General features: G+C 66.2%; 14 protein-coding genes and 1 pseudogene. 8 read left to right on the plus strand and 7 right to left on the minus strand.

Annotation, left to right across the window (positions count from 1 at the left end; genetic code table 11):
• Window positions 1-171: 171 nt before the first annotated feature.
• Genes recC through BXE_RS07915 form a run of 3 tightly spaced genes read left to right on the plus strand, consistent with a single transcriptional unit; the run spans window position 172 to window position 9,355 of the window.
• The gene (recC, locus tag BXE_RS07905; protein WP_038456428.1) at window positions 172-3,555 is read left to right on the plus strand and encodes an exodeoxyribonuclease V subunit gamma; all 3,384 of its coding nucleotides are present in this window, start codon (window positions 172-174) and stop codon (window positions 3,553-3,555) included.
• A complete protein-coding gene (recB, locus tag BXE_RS07910; protein WP_011487831.1) occupies window positions 3,552-7,244 on the plus strand; it encodes an exodeoxyribonuclease V subunit beta in 3,693 nt (1,230 codons plus the stop codon). The genes recC and recB overlap by 4 nt, the downstream gene beginning before the upstream one ends.
• Window positions 7,241-9,355 carry an AAA family ATPase gene (locus BXE_RS07915; protein WP_011487832.1) on the plus strand — a complete coding sequence of 705 codons (2,115 nt, stop codon included), beginning with the start codon at window positions 7,241-7,243 and terminating at the stop codon, window positions 9,353-9,355. Before recB ends, BXE_RS07915 begins: the two co-directional genes overlap by 4 nt.
• 87 nt (window positions 9,356-9,442) lie before the next feature.
• On the opposite strand, the gene BXE_RS07920 is transcribed toward BXE_RS07915, so the two are convergent.
• A complete protein-coding gene (locus BXE_RS07920; RefSeq protein WP_011487833.1) occupies window positions 9,443-10,084 on the minus strand; it encodes a VC0807 family protein in 642 nt (213 codons plus the stop codon).
• Between the two features lie 151 nt (window positions 10,085-10,235).
• Here BXE_RS07920 and arfB point away from each other — a divergent pair, with 151 nt between their 5' ends.
• Window positions 10,236-10,640 (plus strand): alternative ribosome rescue aminoacyl-tRNA hydrolase ArfB, encoded by a 405-nt coding sequence (arfB, locus tag BXE_RS07925; RefSeq protein ID WP_011487834.1) that lies wholly within the window; start codon window positions 10,236-10,238, stop codon window positions 10,638-10,640.
• Here arfB and BXE_RS07930 read toward each other — a convergent pair.
• Window positions 10,637-11,959, minus strand: a complete 1,323-nt coding sequence (locus BXE_RS07930) for an EAL domain-containing protein (protein ID WP_011487835.1) — start codon at window positions 11,957-11,959, stop codon at window positions 10,637-10,639. The two genes, arfB and BXE_RS07930, sit on opposite strands and share 4 nt — an antisense overlap.
• Before the next feature lie 548 nt (window positions 11,960-12,507).
• Between BXE_RS07930 and BXE_RS07935 the strand changes: the two genes are divergently transcribed.
• Window positions 12,508-12,798 (plus strand): putative quinol monooxygenase, encoded by a 291-nt coding sequence (locus BXE_RS07935; RefSeq protein ID WP_011487836.1) that lies wholly within the window; start codon window positions 12,508-12,510, stop codon window positions 12,796-12,798.
• A 105-nt stretch (window positions 12,799-12,903) separates the two neighbouring features.
• Here BXE_RS07935 and BXE_RS07940 read toward each other — a convergent pair whose 3' ends face one another.
• The 3 genes from BXE_RS07940 to BXE_RS07950 all read right to left on the minus strand — a co-directional run bounded on the left by BXE_RS07940 (window position 12,904) and on the right by BXE_RS07950 (window position 14,670).
• The gene (locus BXE_RS07940) at window positions 12,904-13,161 is read right to left on the minus strand and encodes a hypothetical protein (protein WP_007182306.1); all 258 of its coding nucleotides are present in this window, start codon (window positions 13,159-13,161) and stop codon (window positions 12,904-12,906) included.
• 291 nt (window positions 13,162-13,452) lie between these two features.
• On the minus strand, window positions 13,453-13,692 hold the full coding sequence (locus BXE_RS07945; RefSeq protein ID WP_011487837.1) for a hypothetical protein: 240 nt from the start codon (window positions 13,690-13,692) through the stop codon (window positions 13,453-13,455).
• 258 nt (window positions 13,693-13,950) lie between these two features.
• On the minus strand, window positions 13,951-14,670 hold the full coding sequence (locus BXE_RS07950) for a YdcF family protein (RefSeq protein ID WP_233518798.1): 720 nt from the start codon (window positions 14,668-14,670) through the stop codon (window positions 13,951-13,953).
• 265 nt (window positions 14,671-14,935) lie between these two features.
• Here BXE_RS07950 and BXE_RS07955 point away from each other — a divergent pair, with 265 nt between their 5' ends.
• Complete coding sequence (locus BXE_RS07955; protein WP_011487839.1) at window positions 14,936-15,259, plus strand: hypothetical protein; 324 nt, start codon at window positions 14,936-14,938, stop codon at window positions 15,257-15,259.
• A gap of 332 nt (window positions 15,260-15,591) precedes the next feature.
• Here the strand turns inward: BXE_RS07955 and BXE_RS07960 are convergent, their stop codons facing one another.
• Both BXE_RS07960 and BXE_RS07965 read right to left on the minus strand, forming a co-directional pair.
• A complete protein-coding gene (locus BXE_RS07960; protein WP_011487840.1) occupies window positions 15,592-15,846 on the minus strand; it encodes a hypothetical protein in 255 nt (84 codons plus the stop codon).
• A 305-nt stretch (window positions 15,847-16,151) separates the two neighbouring features.
• Window positions 16,152-16,547 (minus strand): annotated as a pseudogene (locus tag BXE_RS07965) (transposase); the annotation flags it as partial.
• 409 nt (window positions 16,548-16,956) lie between these two features.
• Between BXE_RS07965 and BXE_RS07970 the strand changes: the two are divergent.
• Together BXE_RS07970 and BXE_RS07975 are read left to right on the plus strand one after the other, a co-directional pair.
• On the plus strand, window positions 16,957-17,859 hold the full coding sequence (locus BXE_RS07970) for a LysR family transcriptional regulator (protein ID WP_011487842.1): 903 nt from the start codon (window positions 16,957-16,959) through the stop codon (window positions 17,857-17,859).
• A 440-nt stretch (window positions 17,860-18,299) separates the two neighbouring features.
• Window positions 18,300-19,526: a pyridoxal phosphate-dependent aminotransferase gene (locus BXE_RS07975; protein ID WP_011487843.1), complete on the plus strand. Its 1,227-nt coding sequence runs from the start codon at window positions 18,300-18,302 to the stop codon at window positions 19,524-19,526.
• The last annotated feature ends 59 nt before the right edge of the window (window positions 19,527-19,585 follow it).

Raw genomic sequence — 19,585 nt, forward strand, 5'->3', positions numbered from 1 at the left:
CGCGGTTGAAGGGCAGACCCGAACTGCCGTCGAGTCTAACTGATTTCATGGGTGATCTGACCTCGTCCGTTCGGCCAGGTTCTGCGTTGGGCACGCGTTTGTTATGCTGTCGCTTCACTGTCTGTCGCGGCTTGAGCGTTCCGCCCGCGCCGCATGCAAACCCCGGGATCCATGCTCCAGCTCTTCTACTCGAACCGCTACGAAACGCTTGTCGGCGCGCTGCTCGACGACCTGGCGCAAGCGCCGTCCGACCCCTGGACCGCGCAGCCCGTGATCGTTCCGAGCGCTGCCGTGCGGCGCCGTCTCGAGCTCGATATCGCCACGCGCCAGGGCATCTGCGCGAATGTCAACTTTGGTTATCTCGCGCAATGGCTGTGGGCGCAGATCGGCGGCGTGATCGAGGTACCGAAGCATTCGCCGTTCGCGCCCGACCGGCTCGTATGGCGCTGCTACCGGTTGCTGGGCCCGGGGAACGACGGGGACGAAGCGCTGCCCTGGAATGCGTCGCCGCGTCTGCGCACGTATCTCGATGCGGCAGACGCCTCGATGCGCTACGAACTCGCGCGGCGCGTGGCGACCGTGCTCGACCACTATCTGACGTATCGGCCGGAATGGCTGCTGCAATGGCAGAAGGGCGGCTCGATCTTCGCGAGCGGTGCGGCGGACGACTCCGGCCCGCGTCTCGTCGGCGCGAGCGAAGCGGCGCGCGAAGACGAGCGCTGGCAAGCCGCATTGTGGCGCGTGGTGCTCGCGGAAGTGGCGGGAAACGGGCAAACGGCCGCAGCCGCGTTGCCGCCCGCTTACCGTTTTCTGGATGAAATCGGCACGCTCGATCTCGAAGCCATCTCGAACGCACAGTGGCCCGAGGCGGTCAGCGTTTTCGCGCTGCCCACCATGCCGCCGTTGCACGTGGCGCTGCTGCGCGCGCTTTCGCGCTGGGTCGACGTGCGTCTGTACGTAATGAACCCGTGCCGCGAGTTCTGGTTCGACGTGGTCAGCGAAGGGCGCGTTCAGGCGCTCGACGCCACCGGCCAGCTCGACTATCAGGAAGTCGGCCATCCGCTGCTTGCCGAGTGGGGCCGGCAGACCCAGGCGCAGTTGCATATGCTGCACGAGCTGACCGAGAGCGCGGCCTCCGGCGAGACCGGCGATTTCACGGAAAATCCGCAACCGAGCTGGCTTGCCGCCGTGCAGAACGGCATCCTCGATCTGCGCAAGGAGACCGACACCGACGAACTACCGAGCGAGCAAGGCATTGAGGTCCACGTCTGCCACAGTCTGTCGCGGCAGCTCGAAGTGCTGCACGATCGCCTGCTGGGCTGGTTCGACGAATTCGACGATCTGCAACCGTCCGACGTGCTGGTCGCCGTATCCGATCTCGCGGCGGCCGGCCCCCTGATCGACGCCGTGTTCGGCACCACGCCGCCCGGCGACACGCGCCGCATTCCGTATCGGATCACCGGCTTGCCGCCGTCGCAGGCCAATCCGGTCGCGCGGTTGCTGCTCGATTGGCTGGCCTTGCCCGAGCGCAGCGTGGGCGCGCCGGACCTGATCGAATGGTTGCGCGTCGACGCCATTGCCGTGCGTTACGGGATCGACGCGAGTTCGCTCGAAGCCGCACAGGAATGGCTGGCCGCGGCCGGCGCGCGTCGCGGGCTCGCACCGGTGGAGCCGACTGGCGAACATGTGCCGATCGCGCGTCATACGTTGGCGGATGCGCTTACGCGTCTGTATCTCGGCTACGCCATGCCGGACGGCGGCGAACCGGTCGACGCGTGGCTGCCGGTCGAAGGCGCCGACGGCGCGGATGCCGAACTGCTCGGCCGCCTGTCGCGTTTCGTGGACGACATCGACAGCTTCGCGGCGAATTGCGCGGTCGAACGCACGCCTGCCGAATGGACCCAACTGCTGCTCGACACGCTCGCGCAGTGTTTCGACGGTGGCGTCGAATTCGCCGATTCGCTCGCCGCCGTGCGCGACGCGATCGACAAAATGGGCGACGCAATGCAAGCCGGCGCGCAAGAGATCGCGATGCCCGCCGCGGTGGTGCGCGGTGCGCTGACCGAAGCGCTCGACGACCCGGCGCGCGGCGGCGTGCCCTGGGGCAGCGTGACGTTTTCGTCGTTGACCAGTTTGCGCGGCTTGCCGTATCGCGTGGTGTGCCTGCTCGGCATGGACGACGGTGTGCTGCCGAGCCTCGCGCGCGCCGACGAGTTCGATCTGATGGCCGCGTTCGGCAAAGCCGGCGACCGCCAGCGGCGCGACGACGAACGCAATCTGTTCCTCGATCTGCTGCTCGCCGCGCGCGATCGCCTCTTCATTGCTTATACGGGCCGCAGCATTCGCGACAACGCGCCGTTGCCGCCGGCCGCGCTGGTCGATGAACTGCTCGACCATCTTGCGCAGGTGTCGGCGGGCGAGGGCGCGAGTCCGGCCGAAGTCGAGAGCGCGCGGCATGCGTTCATTGTCGATCATCCGTTGCAGGCGTTCGCATCGGACTATTTCTCGCCGCAATCCGGTCTCTTCAGCTACGACGCGGATCGCGCCGAACTGGCCACGCTACTGGCCGCGCCCGCCCATCCCGCTGCCGCGCCTTTCTTCGATCGACCCTTGCCGCCTGAAGAGCCGGCGCCGATCGCCTTCGACGAATTCGTGCGCTTCTGGCGTCATCCCGCGCGGGCGTTGTTGCGCGACCGGCTGGGCATCGTGTTGTCGGACGCACAGGGCGAATTGCTCGACACCGAGCCGTTCGAACTGGATTACGCCGGGCGCGATGCATTGGCGGATCGTCTTCTGCCAGTCCTGCTCGGCGCCGATACGGACGACAACGTCATCTTCGAACGCGTACGCCGCGTGGCGGCGGCCAGCCCGGAATTGCCGGGCGGCGCGACCGGCGCGGTGTGGCGCGCGCGTGAGCTCGGCGCGTTGCGCCAGCTCGCCGACAGCGTGCGCCGCGAAGTGGCTTCGGGTGTCGAGCGTTTGCCGTTCGTGCTCGACATCGCACCGCGCTGGCCCGAGAACACGGAGATTGCCGGCCCGCTTTTCGGCCCGCATGACGCGCTGCTGCGGCAAGCCGCACAAACGCCGCTGCAACTGCACGGCAGTCTGAATCTGCTTACCGAAACAGGACAAGTGATTTTCCGCTACGCCAAACCTACCGCACGCGACTATCTGTCGGCGTGGCTCGCGCATCTGGTGTATTGCGCCGCACGGCCGGACGGTCCGCGCCGCACCGTATGGCATGGCAGCGGCGAGAGCTTCGAGCTCACGCCGGTCGCCGCGCCGCTCGACGAACTGGCGCCGCTTGCCGCGTTGTTCAAGGCAGGGCGCATGCTGCCGTTGCGCTTTTTCCCGAAGAGCGCGTGGACCCGGGTCAGCGAAAGCGAATCCGCGGCGCTGGGCGTCTGGATCAACGACCGCGTGCGCGGCGAGTCCGACGACCCCGCGTTGCGCATCGCCTTGCGCGGCACGCCGCTCACGCTCGAAGAACCGTTCGGCAGTCTCGCCGCGATCGTGTTCAAGCCGCTCATCCAGCATCTGCGGAGCGCGTCATGAGCGGGGGCAAGCGGAGTTACGCGCTGGTGGCCGAGGAACTCGACGTCTTCGCCTGTTCGCTCGACGGCGTGAATCAGATCGAGGCTTCGGCGGGCACCGGCAAGACCTGGAATATTTGCGCGTTGTACGTGCGGCTGCTGCTCGAAAAGAACCTGAATGCGGATCAGATCCTGGTCGTCACGTTCACGAAGGCGGCGACCGCGGAATTGCACGAGCGCATTCGCAGCCGTCTCGCCGAACTGCACCGTGCGATCGAAATGGACGACGACGGCGGCGATCCGTTCATCGGCCGTCTCTTTGAAACGACGCTGGCGCCGGAGCGCGGCATCGGGCGCGAGTCCGCCTTGAAGGTGGTGCGGCGTGCGCTGCGCACCTTCGATCAGGCGGCGATCCACACCATTCACGCATTCTGTCAGCGCGCGTTGCAGGAAGCGCCGTTTGCCGCGGCCATGCCGTTCGCTTTTGAAATGGAAGCCGACGACGCGGCCTTGCGCTTCGAAATGGCGGCTGATTTCTGGCGCGAGCAGGTGGAGCCGGTGGCGCATGCGCATCCTGCATTTGCCGCGTGGCTGGTGGCCAAACGCGCCGGTCCCGCTTCACTCGACGAGCAACTCGCGCGGCGTCTGAAAAAGCCGTTGGCGCAGTTGCGCTGGGGCACGCTCGACACGAGCGGCAATGGCGCGGATCCGCAAGCCGGTTTCGACGCGGCCTGCGCGCTCTGGCATGCGGAGCGCGACACGATCGTCAGTTTGCTGGCCGAGGCGCAGGAGCGCTTGAGCAAGACTTCGCACAAGCCCGATCATGTGAGCGCCGCCATCGCCGCATGGACCGAATACTTCGCGCAGGGCGACTGCCATGCGCCGCCGCCGAAAGCGGCGTTGAAGCTGACGGCTTCGGCCTTGAAGAAGGCCACCAAGGTGAAGTTCGAGCCGCCCGTGCATGCGTTCTTCGAACACGCTGAAGCGCTGGCGGCGGCCGTGGTCGCGGCCGAAGCCGCGCAACGCGCGCGCTGGCTCTCGCTCGTACAGACCTGGCTCGACTACGCACCCGCCGAACTGGTGGCACGCAAGCGCACGCGCCGGGTCGTGTCGTTCGACGATCTGCTGTCCAACCTGTATCGCGCGCTCGCCGCGCACCCCTGGCTTGCCGACGCTCTGCGCGCGCGTTATCCGGCTGCGCTGATCGACGAGTTTCAGGACACCGATCCGCTGCAGTTCGCGATCTTCAGCCGCATCTTCGCGCCGGCCGGCCCGCTGTTTCTGGTCGGCGATCCGAAGCAGGCGATCTACAGTTTTCGCGCGGCGGATCTGCATACCTATCTGGCGGCGCGCGAGGCGGCATCGGCGTGCTACACGCTGGCTGTCAATCAGCGCTCGACCGCGCCCATCGTCGAGGCATGCAACCGGCTCTTCGAAGCCAATCCTCACGCATTCGTGCTGGACGGTCTCGACTATCAGCCGGTGCGTGCGGGCGAACGGCGCAGGCCACCGTTCTCCGACCCGCAGGCGAGCGCCGGCGACTTCCGTATCTGGACCTTGCCGCAGGGCGACGCCGCATTGAACAAGCGCGAGGCTCAGCGCGAAGCGAGCGAGGCGTGCGCCGCCGAGATCGTGCGCCTGCTGCGCGGCGCGCGCGAGGGCACGGTGACGATCGGCGACGTGCCGCTCGCGCCGGGCAACATCGCCGTGCTGGTGCAAACGCACAAGCAGGGCAGTCTGATCAAACGCGTGCTGGCCGCGTGGGGTGTCGGCAGCGTGGAACTGGCGCAGGCGTCGGTGTTCGCCACGCCCGACGCCGAGCAGATCGAACGCGTCCTCGCCGCGGTCGATACGCCGGGCGATCTGCGCCGTTTGCGCGCCGCGCTGGCAACGGACTGGCTGGGTCTCGACGCCGCCGCGCTGTGGCGTCTCGAGCAGGTGGCCGACGCGCCGTCGCCCGCCGACGACCCCGCGCACGCCGCCGACGCGATGGGCTGGGTCGAACGTTTTTCGCGTTACCGCACGCTGTGGCATGAGCGCGGCTTCGCGGTAATGTGGCGCACGCTGATGCGTGAGCTGCGCGTCGCGCAACGGCTGGTTGCCGGACCGGACGGCGAGCGTCGTCTGACAAACGTGAACCACCTGGCCGAACTCGTGCAGGCGCGCGCCGCGACGCAACCGGGCATTGCGCCGACCTTGCGCTGGCTCGCCGCGCAACGCACCCAGGGCGGTGGCGAAGAGGCGCAATTGCGCCTCGAATCGGATCGCAACCTCGTGCAGATCGTGACGGTCCACAAATCGAAAGGGCTCGAATATGCGGTGGTGTTCTGTCCGTTCCTGAACGACGGCGCGTTGCGCGAGCCGCCGTCGTCCGGCTTGCCGGATGCGCGCGAGTATCACGACGAAACAGGCACCGCGGTGCTGCACTACGGTTGCGACGACGAAGAGGCCGAGCATGCGTCGCGCTACGCGGTGCGCGAGCAGGCGGCGGAGCGGGCGCGGCTCGTCTACGTGGCGTTGACGCGCGCGGTGTATCGCTGCTATCTGGTCGCCGGCACGTATCAGTCGTCGCGCTCCACCAGGGAATCGCGCCGCAGCGTGCTGAACTGGCTGGTGGGCGGCAGCGGTCACGGTTTCGACGACTGGCTCGCCGAGCCGCCCGACGAAGCCGCGTTGTCGGCGCGCTGGCAGGCGCTGGCGGGCGGGCCGATCACGCTGCAGCCATTGCCGAAGCCCGAGCGCCGCGTGCCGCTGGAAAGCCTGCAGGACCGCAGCGCGCATATGCAGGCGCGGGCCAATCGCAGGCCGCTGCGCGATCAGTGGCGCATGGCGAGTTTCAGCGGCCTGATCGCCGCGGGCAGTAAAGCTGATGAAGCGCACACGCCGGTGGAAGAAGTGCGCCCCGATCACGACGAAATTGCCGATGTGCTCGTGGTCACGCCCGCGCCTGCACCGCACCCTCAAGCTCACGCGGAAGACGATATTCTCGCGTTCCCGCGCGGCGCGGCGGCGGGCGACTGTCTGCACCGCATGTTCGAACTCGCCGATTTCACCGAGCCCCCTACGTGGACCGACGCCATTCGCGGCGCGCTGCGCGAGCGTCCGGCGCCGGCTGCGCCTGAGCTCGCCGCGCGCCTGCCCGCGATGATGCACAACCTGCTCCGGGACGTGGTCGCCACCGAACTGCAGCCTGGCATGAGACTCGCGGATCTGGATCCGCGCCGGCGCTTGAACGAGCTGGAGTTTCTGTTCGCTGCACCGTCGCTGGATTTCCCCGCGTTGCGAGAGCTGCTGATCGAACACGGCTACCCCGACGTCGCACTGGAACCCGGCGTGTTGCGCGGGTTCGTCAAAGGATTTATCGACATGATCGTCGAGCACGACGGACGTTTCTGGATCGTCGACTGGAAGTCGAACCATCTGGGCGACACGGCCGCCGACTACGCCGCCGCGCCGCTCGAAGCGGCGATGGCGAGTCACGCGTATCACCTGCAGGCGCTGCTTTATACGGTCGCATTGCATCGTTACCTGAAAACGCGGGTGCGCGATTATTCGTACGACACGCATATCGGCGGCTATCTGTATCTGTTCGTGCGCGGCGTGCGTCCGCATTGGCACGACGCCGAAGGACCGGCGGGCGTGCACAGGCGGCGGCCGGCATTCGAGCTGGTCGCGCTGCTCGATGCGGCCATGATCGGAGGTGTCGCATGAGCACGTTCGAACAGAGCGCATCCGCGCCGCCCGAGCTCGACGATATCGGCGTGAATTTGCCAGCGCCGGCCGATTTCAGCACCGCGCTCGCGGAAGGTTTCGCGCGTCGCATCGGCACGCTGGCGCGGCGCGGCGGTGCATCGGCGGAGGCGGTCAAGTGGGCGGCGCGGGGCGCGTTCGCCGCGAGCCGCGCAACGGCCGAGGGCCATGTGTGCGTGCCGCTCGCGTTGCTGGCGCGGCGCTTCGAGGCATCGGGCGCCGAAGTGCGCGCGGCGCTGTTCGCAAGCGGCATGGCGAGCGACGGCTCGCAAAGCGCGGCAGCGTTGCGGCCGCTGGTGGTGGATGGGCAAGGGCGGTTGTATCTGGCTCGCTATTACGACTACGAGCGGCGGCTTGCGCGCGCGCTGGTCGCGCATGCTGGAGCGGGGGTCGGTACTCGCGCCGCTCCCGGTGCTGAAGCAGGCGGCAACGCGCAGACTTTGCACGAGCGCCTGCTGCGCTACTTCGGCACGCCGAAAGACAATGAAGTGGACTGGCAACGTGTCGCGGCGGTCATGGCGCTGTCGGGACAACTTACTATCGTCAGCGGCGGACCCGGTACCGGCAAGACCACCACCGTGGTCGGCGTGCTTGCCTGCCTGCTCGATGCGCGCGCGGATCTGCGAATCGCACTGGGGGCGCCCACGGGCAAAGCGGCACAACGCATGCAGGAGGCCTTGCTCGCGCGTGCCGGCGATCTGCCGCCCGAACTCGCCGCGCGTTTGCCGCAGACGTCGTACACGTTGCATCGTCTGCTCGGTTCCGGACCGGGCGGGCGCTTCCGGCATCATCGGGACAATCCGCTGCCTTACGATGTCGTGGTGATCGACGAGGCGTCGATGATCGACGTCGCGATGGCCGCGCATCTGCTCGACGCCCTTGCACCGCAGACGCGTCTCGTGATGCTGGGCGACAAGGACCAGCTGGCCGCGGTCGAAGCCGGCGCGGTGTTCGCCGAACTCAGCGCGCGTCCGGCGTTCACGCAAGAGGGTGTGCGGCGGCTCGCGGAGGCGCTCGGTATCGACGAAACACGGCTGACGCAGGCGTTGCCGCACGCGTCGCGCAGCCTGGGCGAAGAGCAGGCCGGTTCTTTCCCGCAGTCCAATGCGCCGCACGGTTTCGAAGCGCGGCCCGACGATCTGTTCGCCTATGCCGACTCGCCGGAGGTTTTTAATGAACCGCTCGCGGGTGAGCTTTCTGAAGGCGCCGCGTCATCGCCCGGTCCGGCACCGCACGCGCTGAACCCGCTCGCCGACTGCGTCGTCTGGCTCGAACGTAACTATCGGTTCGGTCTCGAATCGCCGATCGGCCGGCTGTCACTCGCGATCCGCAACGGCTCGTCGAGCGCGGCGCTCGACGTCCTGCGCATCGATCCCGCGGAATCTTGCGCAGCGGCGCTTTACGAAGACACCCATGCAACGCTTGCCGAGCGCACCGTCGCGCGTCTTGCCGCAGGCTTCGCGCCCTACGCCGACGCGCTGGCCGCGGCGCTCGCAGCCGACACGCCCGACCCGTTGCCGCTTTTCGACGCGTTGAACCGTTTCCGCATTCTGTGCGCGACCCGTTCGGGGCCGCGCGGCGTCGATCAGGTGAATGCGGCGATGGCGGCGCAGGTGCGGCGCTCGGCCGGTGTGACGCTGGCAGTGGGCGCGCAGTGGTTCGCCGGGCGTCCCGTGATGGTGACGCGCAACGACTATGCACTGGGTCTCTTCAACGGCGACATCGGCATTGCGCTGCCGGGCGCGAGCGGCGCGTTGCGCGTGCATTTCCGTACCGGCGACGGCGGCTTGCGGGCGGTATCGCCGGCGGCGCTTCCGCCGCACGACACCGCATTTGCGCTCACGGTTCACAAGTCGCAGGGCTCGGAGTTCGAGCACGCGGTGCTAATGCTGCCGTCGGCGTTCAGCCGGGTGTTGTCGCGCGAGCTGGTGTACACGGCGATCACTCGCGCGCGCGAGCGGGTGGAAGTGGTCGGCGCTCGCGCCGTGCTGGCGCAGGCCATTGCCACGCCGACCCAGCGCGATTCGGGATTGGCCGCGCGAATAGCGGAGGCGTGGCACGGCGCTGAATAGCACGATGTGGGAGCCAGGCGCGTTGCCGGCAGGCCTGCTAGCTAAATGAGCAGCATGGCAGAACGCCGCACGGCGCGCGGGCCTCGTTCAACCCGCCACCCCGCCCGACTGCACGCGCGCCTCGACCCGCGCGCGCATGGTCTTTCGATACCACAGCGTCCACAGCGTCAGGCCGCCGTAAATGCCGTAGCCAATGAACGGGGACACCACGAGGAAGCGCTCGACCGGCCAGGTGAGCGCCATCCACGCACGCAGCGCCGTTTCGCCGGTCAGGCCGATGCCCCATACCAGCGTCATCAGGCGCATTGCGGCGACCAGCGCCGGGCGCTCCTGCCACAGCGCTTCGAAGCGTGCGGCGCCGCCTTCCATTTCGCGGGCAACGGTGGCGCGCGCGAGGTAGAAGATCAGCGGACGGCGCATGGGCAGCGAGCACAGAAACACCACGCCGACCGCGCCGGACACCAGCGACTCGCGCAACAGCAGCATGCGCGGACTGCCGCCGAGCGCCATCGCCGCGACCGAGAGTACGATGCCGGCCACCACCATCACGCTCAGCGCGTCGACGCGCCGGAATCGCACGAGTTCGACCAGACTCCAGACGATCGGCGGCACGGCGGACGCGATCAACGCGCCGGTCTCGCCCAGATGCGGCAACGCGAGCCGGTAAGCGAGCCACGGCAACAGGAAGTTGACGGCCAGTTCCAGCACAAAACCCGGACGGAGCTTCATGTGAATTTACGCTGTAAGCGAAAAACGCAGTATCGATGAAGCCACCGCGCCGATGCAAATGGTTTTTCGCACGCGCAAGCGCGCCCGATAGTCCGTAATCGGCGTTGGGGCGCACTGTGTACACTCAAGTCTTCCAGCCCAATCTCGTGTCATGACATCCCGTTATCCGATCCCACCGAACGAAATCGAACTGACCGCAGTGCGCGCGCAAGGAGCGGGCGGCCAGAACGTCAACAAGGTGTCGAGCGCCATTCATCTGCGCTTCGACGTGCGCGCTTCGTCATTGCCGGAGGTGTTGAAAATGCGCCTGCTGGCGCTGTCCGATCACCGGCTCACACGCGACGGCGTCGTGATCATCAAGGCGCAGGAGCATCGGACTCAGGAGATGAACCGGGCGGCGGCGCTGGCGCGGCTCGATGAACTGATCGAAAGCGTCAGCGTGACGCGCAAACCCCGCTTCGCGACCCGGCCGACGCGCGCGTCGAACCTGCGGCGCCTCGACAGCAAGGCCAAACGCAGCGAGATCAAATCCGGCCGCGGCCGGGTGGACGATTAGCGCTTGCTGCCGCGTCCTGTCGGCGAGCGCGCGTCCGGGGTACTGGCGGTCGGCACGAAGTCGACGCAAAGCACATGAGTGCCGTCATGCTCGAATGCGAGAGCGGCGGTATAGCAGTCCTGGCCGTCGGCGAGCGAGTAATGCGGGCCCATCATCGCGACCCGCCCCGGCGCGGCGAGCGCGTGCTTGAAATAGGCCCGGCGCGACCAGTTGCTGCGCGTGTCGGTATACAGCGGCGCGAGCCGCAGCGGCGGCGGCGGCACCGAGGCGGCCGTGACCGAGGGCAGGGTCTGCTCGCCCTGTCCGTCGGTGATGAACACCCGGCGCGCTTCAGGCAGGTGCCACACCTTTTGCGCGGCCTGGCGCAGATCGCCCGTGGCTTTGTAAGTCTCGGCGGCGGCGAGTACCGCCTCGGCGAAACCTTCGAAGCCGAGCCGCTGGTGGCCGGCATGCCGGCGTTCGTAGGCCGCGAACTTGCTCCACATCGATTCGATCAGCGCCGGCACTTTCGCGCAGGCCGCCTGCACTGAACTCTTCGGCTGACCGAGCCAGAAGCCCTGCACGAAATCGACATCGGCTTCCATCAGGATCATCAGTTCTTCGTCGGTTTCGACGCCTTCGGCCAGCACCAGCGTGCCTGACTGATGGAGCATCGCGATCAGGTGGCTGATCATCGAATCGTCGCCTTCGCGCCTGCCGGCGCGCGCCACCAGCGAACGGTCGAGCTTGACGATGTCGGGGCGGAAGCGCCACACGCGGTCGAAGTTCGAGAAGCCGGTGCCGAAGTCGTCGATCGCGATCAGGAAATCGCGCGGCTGCGAGGCGGCGAGCATGCTGGCGACGGCGGATTCGTCGTCCGCGGGCTGTTCGAGCACTTCGATCACGATGCGCTCCTGCGGCAGACCGAAGTGCGCCGACAGTTCGTCGATGAACGCACGTTGCGGCCAGCCGGTTTCGAATACCTGTGGACGCGTGTTCAGAAACAGCCAGCCGGTGCTGATGCCTTGCTCCATGAAATTGGCCACATGCAGGCAGCGCGCGATCCGGTCGAGCTCGCGGGCGTCGGCGGCCGAACGGGTGCCGGAAAAGAGCACTTCCGGCGAAACCGGCAGGCCGACCGGATCGAACGCGCGCAGCAGTCCCTCGTAGCCGACGACGCACTGGTGTGTCACCGACAGCACGGGCTGGAACACGCTGTGCAAAGTCAGCGCGCGCCACGTCGCGGTCCAGCCGGACTCGTGCCGGACAAGATGCGGGAGCAGGCCGCTCAGGGTCAATTCGCTGACGGATGGCATAAAGGCGGGCAGGAGAGCAGACATGGCGGCTTCGCGGCAAGCGGGTGACGGGGCGCGCCAGATGCTGCGGCGCGCAACGGAGGCACGGCCCTCACGCAGGCAGGGCGGATCGGATACAGCCCGGGAACGCGGAGAGCAATGCCAGCCATGCTGGACTCCGGCGGAATAGTCAAAACCAGTCTAGCAGTTTGCAATTCGCGTGAATGTGCGGGTAATCACAGACGCGGGGTCATATCGCGCTCATGCCGGGCGCCCCGCCAACCGGTTCCCCAAGGGCCGTCCGGCGCGCTGCCGCCGGCCTGTCGCGCGAGTTTTGCGCCCTGCTTGCCTTGCACAAAACCGGTTGCGTTCATCGCAATCAATCGCCTGTATGAAAACCAGCGTAACAGGGCGCCGGGCGGACACCCGCCAAACTCCAGGCGAGGGCGGCTCTGACGTGGCACGCACAAACGCGTTACCGGCGCTGCGCGGATGGCGAGGTATGGACGGCGAAGGCGGTGGCCTGCACGCCGGTCCTGCACGTTTGACGAGCGCCCGGTATGCTCCTGCTTTCTTTGAAATGGAGGTTGGGCATGTCGGAAATCGCGGTGGTCGCAATCTCGGTGGCGAAGCCGGGCTACGAGGAGCAGTTGCGTCAGGTGCTCGAAGGCCTGGTCGGGCCGACGCGCAAGGAGCAGGGCGCGTTGCAATACGATTTGCACCGCGACGTGCAGGAGCCGCGCCGGTTCGTGTTCGTCGAGCGCTGGGAAAGCCGGGAAGCACTGGCGGCGCATGCGCAATCCGCGCACATTACGGCTTACCGGAAAGCGGTGGCGGATTGGGTCGAGCACGCGGAAGTTCGCGTGGTGTCGAAGATCGTCTGAGCGGACGACGGACGGCGGACGGCGGACGGCGCGTCGCACAATCGCACGCGGGTTGCCGGGCCGGTTCGGCCGGCAACCCGCGTGCCGTTTCATTACAGCGGGTTGTTAATGCGTGGCTTGCGGAACGTCGAGGATCAGGATGATGGTCCAGTCGGCGTCGCCGTCGTGGTGATACTGCCGTTCCGCGACGATAAACGGCTGTTGCTTGCCGTCCGGCCCGAGGAACAGCACGTCGCCTTCCATCGGCAGGCATTCGACGGGCGGCAGCGCCAGAAACGCCTCCTGACCGCCGCGCGGCATCAGTTTTTCGATTTTGCGAGATGCGGCTTCAGTCCATTCGATATCAAGCTGGATGTTGCTCATGCTGTCCTCCGCACCAGGGTGCGCACGGGTTAGGGATTCCGGCTGGGCGCCGGTCGGTGCGCGACTTTAGCACACCGTCGGCGGCGCGCCGCAAGGCTTGAGCGGCCTGTTCGCGGCTGGTGGGCACGCAGCGCTGAGCCGGGACTCGCGAGTCCGTTGCCAGCCCGTTCGCTAGCGCTCTCGCCGGTCCATTAGACAACAAAAAGCCGAAGCCGGCGGTGCCGGCTTCGGCTTTTCACCTTCGCGGCATGGCCGCAGGTGAGTCGGTAATTGCGCTTGCGACCCGGGTGCTTAAGACCCGGCGTCCGCCTTGGGAGCCTTCTTGTGATGCATGCCTCCCTTGTGGTGTTTCATTGGCGCGGCCGGTGCGCTTTCCATTGCTTGCTGGCGGTTTTGCAAATCTTGCGCACGCTGCTCGACGTCGGCGGCCTTGGCCGGATCGGTGCTCATCATGACGCCGTTGTCCTGCGCATAAGCCGCGCCCGTTACGGCACTGAGGGAAACCAGGATCGCCAGGGACACTTTCTTCATTGCTACCTCCGCAGAGTGGTTGTGGACCCGAGTAGTTGCCTGTCCAGATGGAAAGACACTGCATTCTAATCAGCAATATCCGCTCCAGCAGACGGATTTGTAAGTGCGATGACAATTCGTTACATCTTGTTACGATCAGGCGCCGTCGCGATGCGGGCTGATTTCACGTGTGTGTCACAACAAGGGTTTAGCGCCGGACAACAACCTTCGCATTTCTAAATAAACCGGCTTGCGATGCTGTATGGATGTGTCTGGATTCTAGAACCAGCCGATTGCGCGATAGACATGAAATTGTGCAATCCCGATCAGTTCATGCAGTGCGATCTCCGCGCTCACCAGATTGTCATAACGCGGTAGTACACCGAGACGTGCGCGCCGCGCGTTGGAAATCATGGGTTGGGGGGCAAAGCCGAAGCGGTGGAAGTCGAGCATGGCGCGCGGCATCTGGTAGGCGGAGGTAACGAGGATCAACGAATCGTAACGTGAGCCCTCCAGAATGGCGGACACGTTACGCGCATTTTCATAGGTGGTACGGCTGCTGTTTTCCAGCACGATGTCCGCGCGCGGCACCTGCTGGCGCAACAGATAAGGCAGATAGGTATCGGCCTCGGTCGCGCTGTGCCGCTGCGGATTGCCGCCGCTCACGATCACGTGGCAGGTGGCCTCCGCACGTTTGCAGGCGGCATAGTTCTGCGCGCTCGCCGTGATGCGTGCGAGCACGTCGCGCGGTGGCACGAGCACGTGGTTGTCGTCGTAGACCGTGCCGCCGCCCAGCATGATGATCGCGGTGCGCGGCGCGAACCGGGCGGGCGCGTCGGTCTGCGAGCGCGGCTGCGCGAGATGCAGCAGGGGCGCGGTCAGCCAGCCGGCGGCGAGCAGCCAGAACAAGGCTGCGGTACAGACGGCGAGCGGCCGCCTGACACGCTTCCATAGCACGATTGCTGCAAAAAAAAGCGCTAATAAAATGAATAGAATCAATTTAAATGGGGTAACGTATGTCTTTCGGGACAAATCCACGGGCTTGTTATCGCGCCGCAGCGGTTGCATCGTCGGTTCGTGGACAGAACGCTAACATGCCGTTCAGTCGGGGGTTCCGAAAACGAGACCAGGCAGCACCTGGCGGAATTCGGTTGCACAAGTGGCAGCCAGCTTCCAGCCAAGGGCGGGTGCTATGCGCGTCGCTGGTGGCGCGGTGACGTGTTGGCATGGATGTGTCATAGCTGCACTTTAAGAAAGAAGTGAGATGACCACGTATTCCAACGAAGCGGTACTTGAAGCGCTGCGGCGGGCGCAATATCGCCAGGTCCCTTGGGCCAGAAGGCCGGGCGTCTTTCAATATCTTCGCGCACTAGGCTTGATGGACACCGTTCGGCAGCGCACTGTCGCACCGGCTCCGGGTTTTCATGCACCGGTTGATATCGCCGTGCTCACCGAGCGGGGCAGAGCGGAGTTCGCGCGGCTAGCACACGACGAGCGCCTGCTCAGCTGGACTGCACAGCGAATGAACGACTACGTCGTCGCTACAGCCGACACGCGGGCTGCCGCCGCGCTCGAAGTCCGGCCCTAGGTCCGGCAGGCTGGCAGGCATTGTTTCCCCGGCCGCTCGACGCGGCCGGCGGTGATTCCGTTGCTCCAATCTTCTACTGCGTAATCCACGTGTAACGCACCTGTGCCGCGCCGGACGCTTTGCGCGTCCGCAGGCGCTGGTTGCGCACAATGGCCGCAAGAAAGGCGCAAAAAAAGCCCGTATCGCGAGGATACGGGCGTACCGGAATTACTACTGCCACGCTGTGCTAATGGCGCTAAATCAGACTGCCATAAGGCGGGGTGGTTCCCCCAATTAATCGATGTCCGCAACGCTGTCTTGCGGGCGGGAGTCGCTACCCATACGCAGGTTGCCTAATGCCGGCGCGTCGGATCCTGGCGAGGCGCCTCCGGCCGCGTGCGAACGTTACTGGCGATATCGCCGCGCAAGTCTCCGCGTGGCGCAGGCGGCGTGAATTCGTGCGCGCGCGTATCGCCTTGCTGCCAGGCTTCGACAGTGGCCGCCCGATCCGGCCGCCAGTTCCAAGCCTGTTGGCGCTGCTGTGCGAGCGCCGGTGCGGCCATTGATGAAACGACAATGCCGCACAGAAGCAGTGACATTGGTTTCATGCTGAGCTCCCGTCAAGCCGATTGACTCAAGGCCTGTTTGCATACACATAAGGTATGCCCAGTCGCGAAAGCACGCTGTAAGTAATAGTAAATGGATGTTTCACCAGCAACCAACGCGCTGCTTCAGACGTCTGAAGCAGCGCACAGTCGGGCTGGGGGTGACAGGAGGGACGACTCTGTTGGGCGCGCCGGAGAGCGGTGCCCATGACGGATGCGGCGAGCGCCGGCTTGCAGCGCAATGCGACCCGAGGAACAGATATACGCCGGGCGCCCGCAAGCGCCCGGCCGTGAAGCAGTTCGCGTCAGGCCATCTTGACCGGCGCGCGCCACGATTCCGGATTGGTCCAGAACGCGCCGCGCAGACGGTCACGGCTCGGCGGTGCCGGCGGCTTCGCGGCGGTGGCGCCGATACGGCCGCGCAGCGAAATTTCGCGGCCGCTCGTGCCGAGTCGCTTGACTATTTCGGCGAGCGTACCATCGGCTTGCCACTCGTCGAAGCGACGGCGGCAAGTCGGCGGCGACGGATAACGGCCCGGCAGTTTGGACCAGCCTTCGCCCGTCGACAGCACCCACAGCACGGCGTTGACAACCGCGCGCGCTTCCACGCGTGGCCGACCGCGCCGTTCGCTCCGTGCTGGCTCCGCACAGAACAACGCTTCGACCAGCGCCCACTCGTTGTCTCTCAAATCGTCGAACAGCATCATGTTTCACCTCAGCGAAGCTAACTCCGGTGCGCTGCCCCGCGCCGCGCACTCTCCATGCACCCGATAGGCGGGTGCCAAGGAGGGTCGGGCTTGCCACGGTCTGCTTTGCAGTCAGAATCATGGCGCCGACCCTTGTGTGCAGGTAAATGCAGGAAGTGTGCCAAGTTGAGTCCAACCGCCTGAAAGCCCCGTGACAGCGGGCCAGCGCGGGCGCTAGCTAGGGGCGTATAAGAATCCAAAAAACCCATCTCGCAAATCGGGACAATCACCAATCTTGTGCAATCAGGCCCGGCCAGCGTGCGTTCGCGCCTTATTGCCGCATTGCAGCGTGATCGCTGAAAGCGAACATGGTGCTGACTTTCGCCATACAATGCGCATCAAATGATGCAATTGATGAGGTCGGTAAATGAATGTCACGCTGCGCCAGCTTAGGGTTTTCATCGAGGTCGCCCGTCTGCAAAGCTTCAGCCGGGCCGGCGATGAAATCGGCCTGACGCAGTCGGCCGTCAGCCGCTGCGTGCGCGAACTGGAGAGCGAGATCGGCCTCAAGCTGATCGATCGCACCACCCGCGAGGTGCAGCTCACGGACGTGGGCGGCAACCTGGTGTCGAGCGTGTCGCGTCTGCTGACGGATCTGGACGACGCACTGCGCGAGATTCGCGAAATCGGCGAGCAGCGTCGCGGACGGGTGGTGGTGGCCGCGAGCCCGACGGTGGCCTGCCGGCTCATGCCGCGCGTGGTGGCCGCGTGCGGGCAGCAGTTTCCCTACGTCGCGCTGGGTCTGCGCGACGACGTTCAGAGCGACGTGGTGCGCAAGGTCAAGTCGGGCGAAGTCGACTTCGGCGTGATCATCGGCCCATTCGCCGCGGACGACCTGCTCAGCGAATCGCTGATGACGGACTCGTTCTGCGTCGTTTGCCGCGACGATAATCCGCTGGCGGCCCAGGAGCGGGTAGCCTGGACGGACCTGGAAGGCCAGCAGCTCGTCATGCTCGATTACGCGTCGGGCAGCCGGCCGATCATCGACGCCGTGATGCAGGAATACGGCGTGAGCGCCACGGTGGTGCAGGAGCTGGGGCATTCCGCGACCGTTTTCGGGCTGGTCGAGGCGGGTGTCGGCGTGAGCGTGCTGCCGTGGCTGGCATTGCCGCTGCCGGCTGGCGCCTCGCTGGTTGCCCGGCCGCTCGTGCCGCGCGCCGAGCGAACGGTCGAACTGGTGCGCCGGCGTGACCGCTCGCTGTCGCCGGCGGCGGAGGCGGTGTGGGGGCTGATTCGCCAATTGCCGGGGCGGGCGGAGGACCTGGCGTAGTTCCGGGTTATTTGCGGCACGGTGAGCTTGATGCTTCGCTGGGCTTGGCAAGCGCGCGTTGGGAGGCAAAAAAGCGCGTCATGAGCGAGCTTTCCGTGGTTGATCGTCCACGGAGATTTCGAGGCGGCGTATGCGCAGCCGGCGGCTTTGAGGTTGGCGACTTCGCGTTCGGCGGTTCTTAAGCCCGGCGCCCTTAACCCGGCACCCTTAACCCGGCACCCTTACCCGGCACCCTTAACCGGCACCCTTAACCGGCACCCTTAACCGGCACCCTTAACCCGGCGCCCTTAACCCGGCGCCCTTAACCCGGCACCCTTAACCGGCACCCTTAACCCGGCGCCCTTAACCCGGCGCCTTCGCCGTCTCGAAACGAAGCGCCGCGCTAAACTGTCGCCTCCGCTGAATTTCACTCCACGCCCTTCATCCGTCTGGAAGCATCAATGAGCGAATCGGATCTGCCCATGCCGTCCTTCCCTAATGCGCGCGACGCCGTGCGCGCGCTGCGTCCTTCGCAGATCCGTGAAGTCGCCAACGCCGGCTTCGGCGTCGACGACGTACTGCCTTTCTGGTTCGGCGAGTCCGATCGCGTCACGCCGGCCTTTATCCGCGACGCCGCGAGCGCCGCGCTGGCCGCGGGCGCGACCTTCTACACGCACAACCTGGGCATCGCACCGCTGCGCGCCGCGCTCGCGGGCTATGTCAGCAAGCTGCACGGCGCGACAGCGCCGGAGCACATCGCAGTGACGAGCGCGGGCGTCAATGCGTTGATGCTCGCGGCGCAGCTCGTGGTGGGCGCGGGCGACCGCGTCGTGGCGGTCACGCCGCTCTGGCCGAATCTGGTCGAGATTCCGAAGATTCTCGGCGCGCAGGTCGAAACCGTTGCGCTGGGCTACGGCGAGCACGGCTGGCAGCTCGACCTCGAGCAATTGCTGGCGGCGCTGACGCCCGACACGAAAATGCTGCTGATCAACTCGCCGAATAATCCGACCGGCTGGGTAATGAGCCGCGACGAGCAGCGCGCCGTGCTGGCGCATTGCCGGCGCCACGGCATCTGGATCGTCGCGGACGAAGTCTACGAGCGCCTTTACTACGCGGACGCCGATCCCGCCGATCCCGGCGCGCCGCCGCGTACCGCGCCGTCGTTCCTCGATCTCGCCGCGCGCGACGAACGCGTGATCTGCGTCAATTCGTTTTCCAAGGCGTGGTTGATGACAGTCTGGCGGCTCGGCTGGATCGTCGCGCCCGCCTCGTTGATGGACGATCTGGGCAAGCTCGTCGAGTACAACACCTCGTGCGCGCCGGCGTTCGTTCAGCACGCGGGCATCGCGGCTATCGAACAGGGCGAATCCTTTGCGCGGGATCTGGTGCGCGACCTGAAGGCGTCGCGCGATCATCTGGTGCGCGCGCTCAGTGCCGTGCCGGCCGTCGACGTGAAGGCGCCGCCGGGCGCGATGTACCTGTTTTTCTCGATGCCCGGCGCGTCGCACAGTCTGGAGCTGTGCAAGGCGATGGTGCGCGATGTGGGACTCGGCGTGGCGCCTGGCAGCGCGTTTGGTCCACAAGGCGAGGGTTTCGTCCGCTGGTGCTATGCCTGCGACACGGCGCGGCTGGACGCGGGCGTCGAGCGTCTGAAGCGATTCCTCGCGCACCGGGCAACGGCCCGCTGAGTGCAGGGCGGAAAAGGCTGCTGCGCAAAACACTTTTGAGCAAACTCGAGCCAAGCGGG

This window comes from Paraburkholderia xenovorans LB400 (assembly GCF_000013645.1).
GTDB classification, from domain to species: Bacteria; Pseudomonadota; Gammaproteobacteria; order Burkholderiales; family Burkholderiaceae; genus Paraburkholderia; species Paraburkholderia xenovorans.

Bases quoted from the DNA above. Each gene is read 5' to 3' on its own strand.
- BXE_RS07940 (WP_007182306.1), bottom strand. From the start codon at position 13,161: ATGAGCAACATCCAGCTTGATATCGAATGGACTGAAGCCGCATCTCGC.
- BXE_RS07915 (WP_011487832.1), top strand. From the start codon at position 7,241: ATGAGCACGTTCGAACAGAGCGCATCCGCGCCGCCCGAGCTCGACGAT.
- BXE_RS07970 (WP_011487842.1), top strand. From the start codon at position 16,957: ATGAATGTCACGCTGCGCCAGCTTAGGGTTTTCATCGAGGTCGCCCGT.
- recB (WP_011487831.1), top strand. From the start codon at position 3,552: ATGAGCGGGGGCAAGCGGAGTTACGCGCTGGTGGCCGAGGAACTCGAC.
- arfB (WP_011487834.1), top strand. From the start codon at position 10,236: ATGACATCCCGTTATCCGATCCCACCGAACGAAATCGAACTGACCGCA.
- BXE_RS07975 (WP_011487843.1), top strand. From the start codon at position 18,300: ATGAGCGAATCGGATCTGCCCATGCCGTCCTTCCCTAATGCGCGCGAC.
- BXE_RS07920 (WP_011487833.1), bottom strand. From the start codon at position 10,084: ATGAAGCTCCGTCCGGGTTTTGTGCTGGAACTGGCCGTCAACTTCCTG.
- BXE_RS07960 (WP_011487840.1), bottom strand. From the start codon at position 15,846: ATGAAACCAATGTCACTGCTTCTGTGCGGCATTGTCGTTTCATCAATG.
- recC (WP_038456428.1), top strand. From the start codon at position 172: ATGCTCCAGCTCTTCTACTCGAACCGCTACGAAACGCTTGTCGGCGCG.
- BXE_RS07955 (WP_011487839.1), top strand. From the start codon at position 14,936: ATGACCACGTATTCCAACGAAGCGGTACTTGAAGCGCTGCGGCGGGCG.
- BXE_RS07930 (WP_011487835.1), bottom strand. From the start codon at position 11,959: ATGTCTGCTCTCCTGCCCGCCTTTATGCCATCCGTCAGCGAATTGACC.
- BXE_RS07945 (WP_011487837.1), bottom strand. From the start codon at position 13,692: ATGAAGAAAGTGTCCCTGGCGATCCTGGTTTCCCTCAGTGCCGTAACG.
- BXE_RS07935 (WP_011487836.1), top strand. From the start codon at position 12,508: ATGTCGGAAATCGCGGTGGTCGCAATCTCGGTGGCGAAGCCGGGCTAC.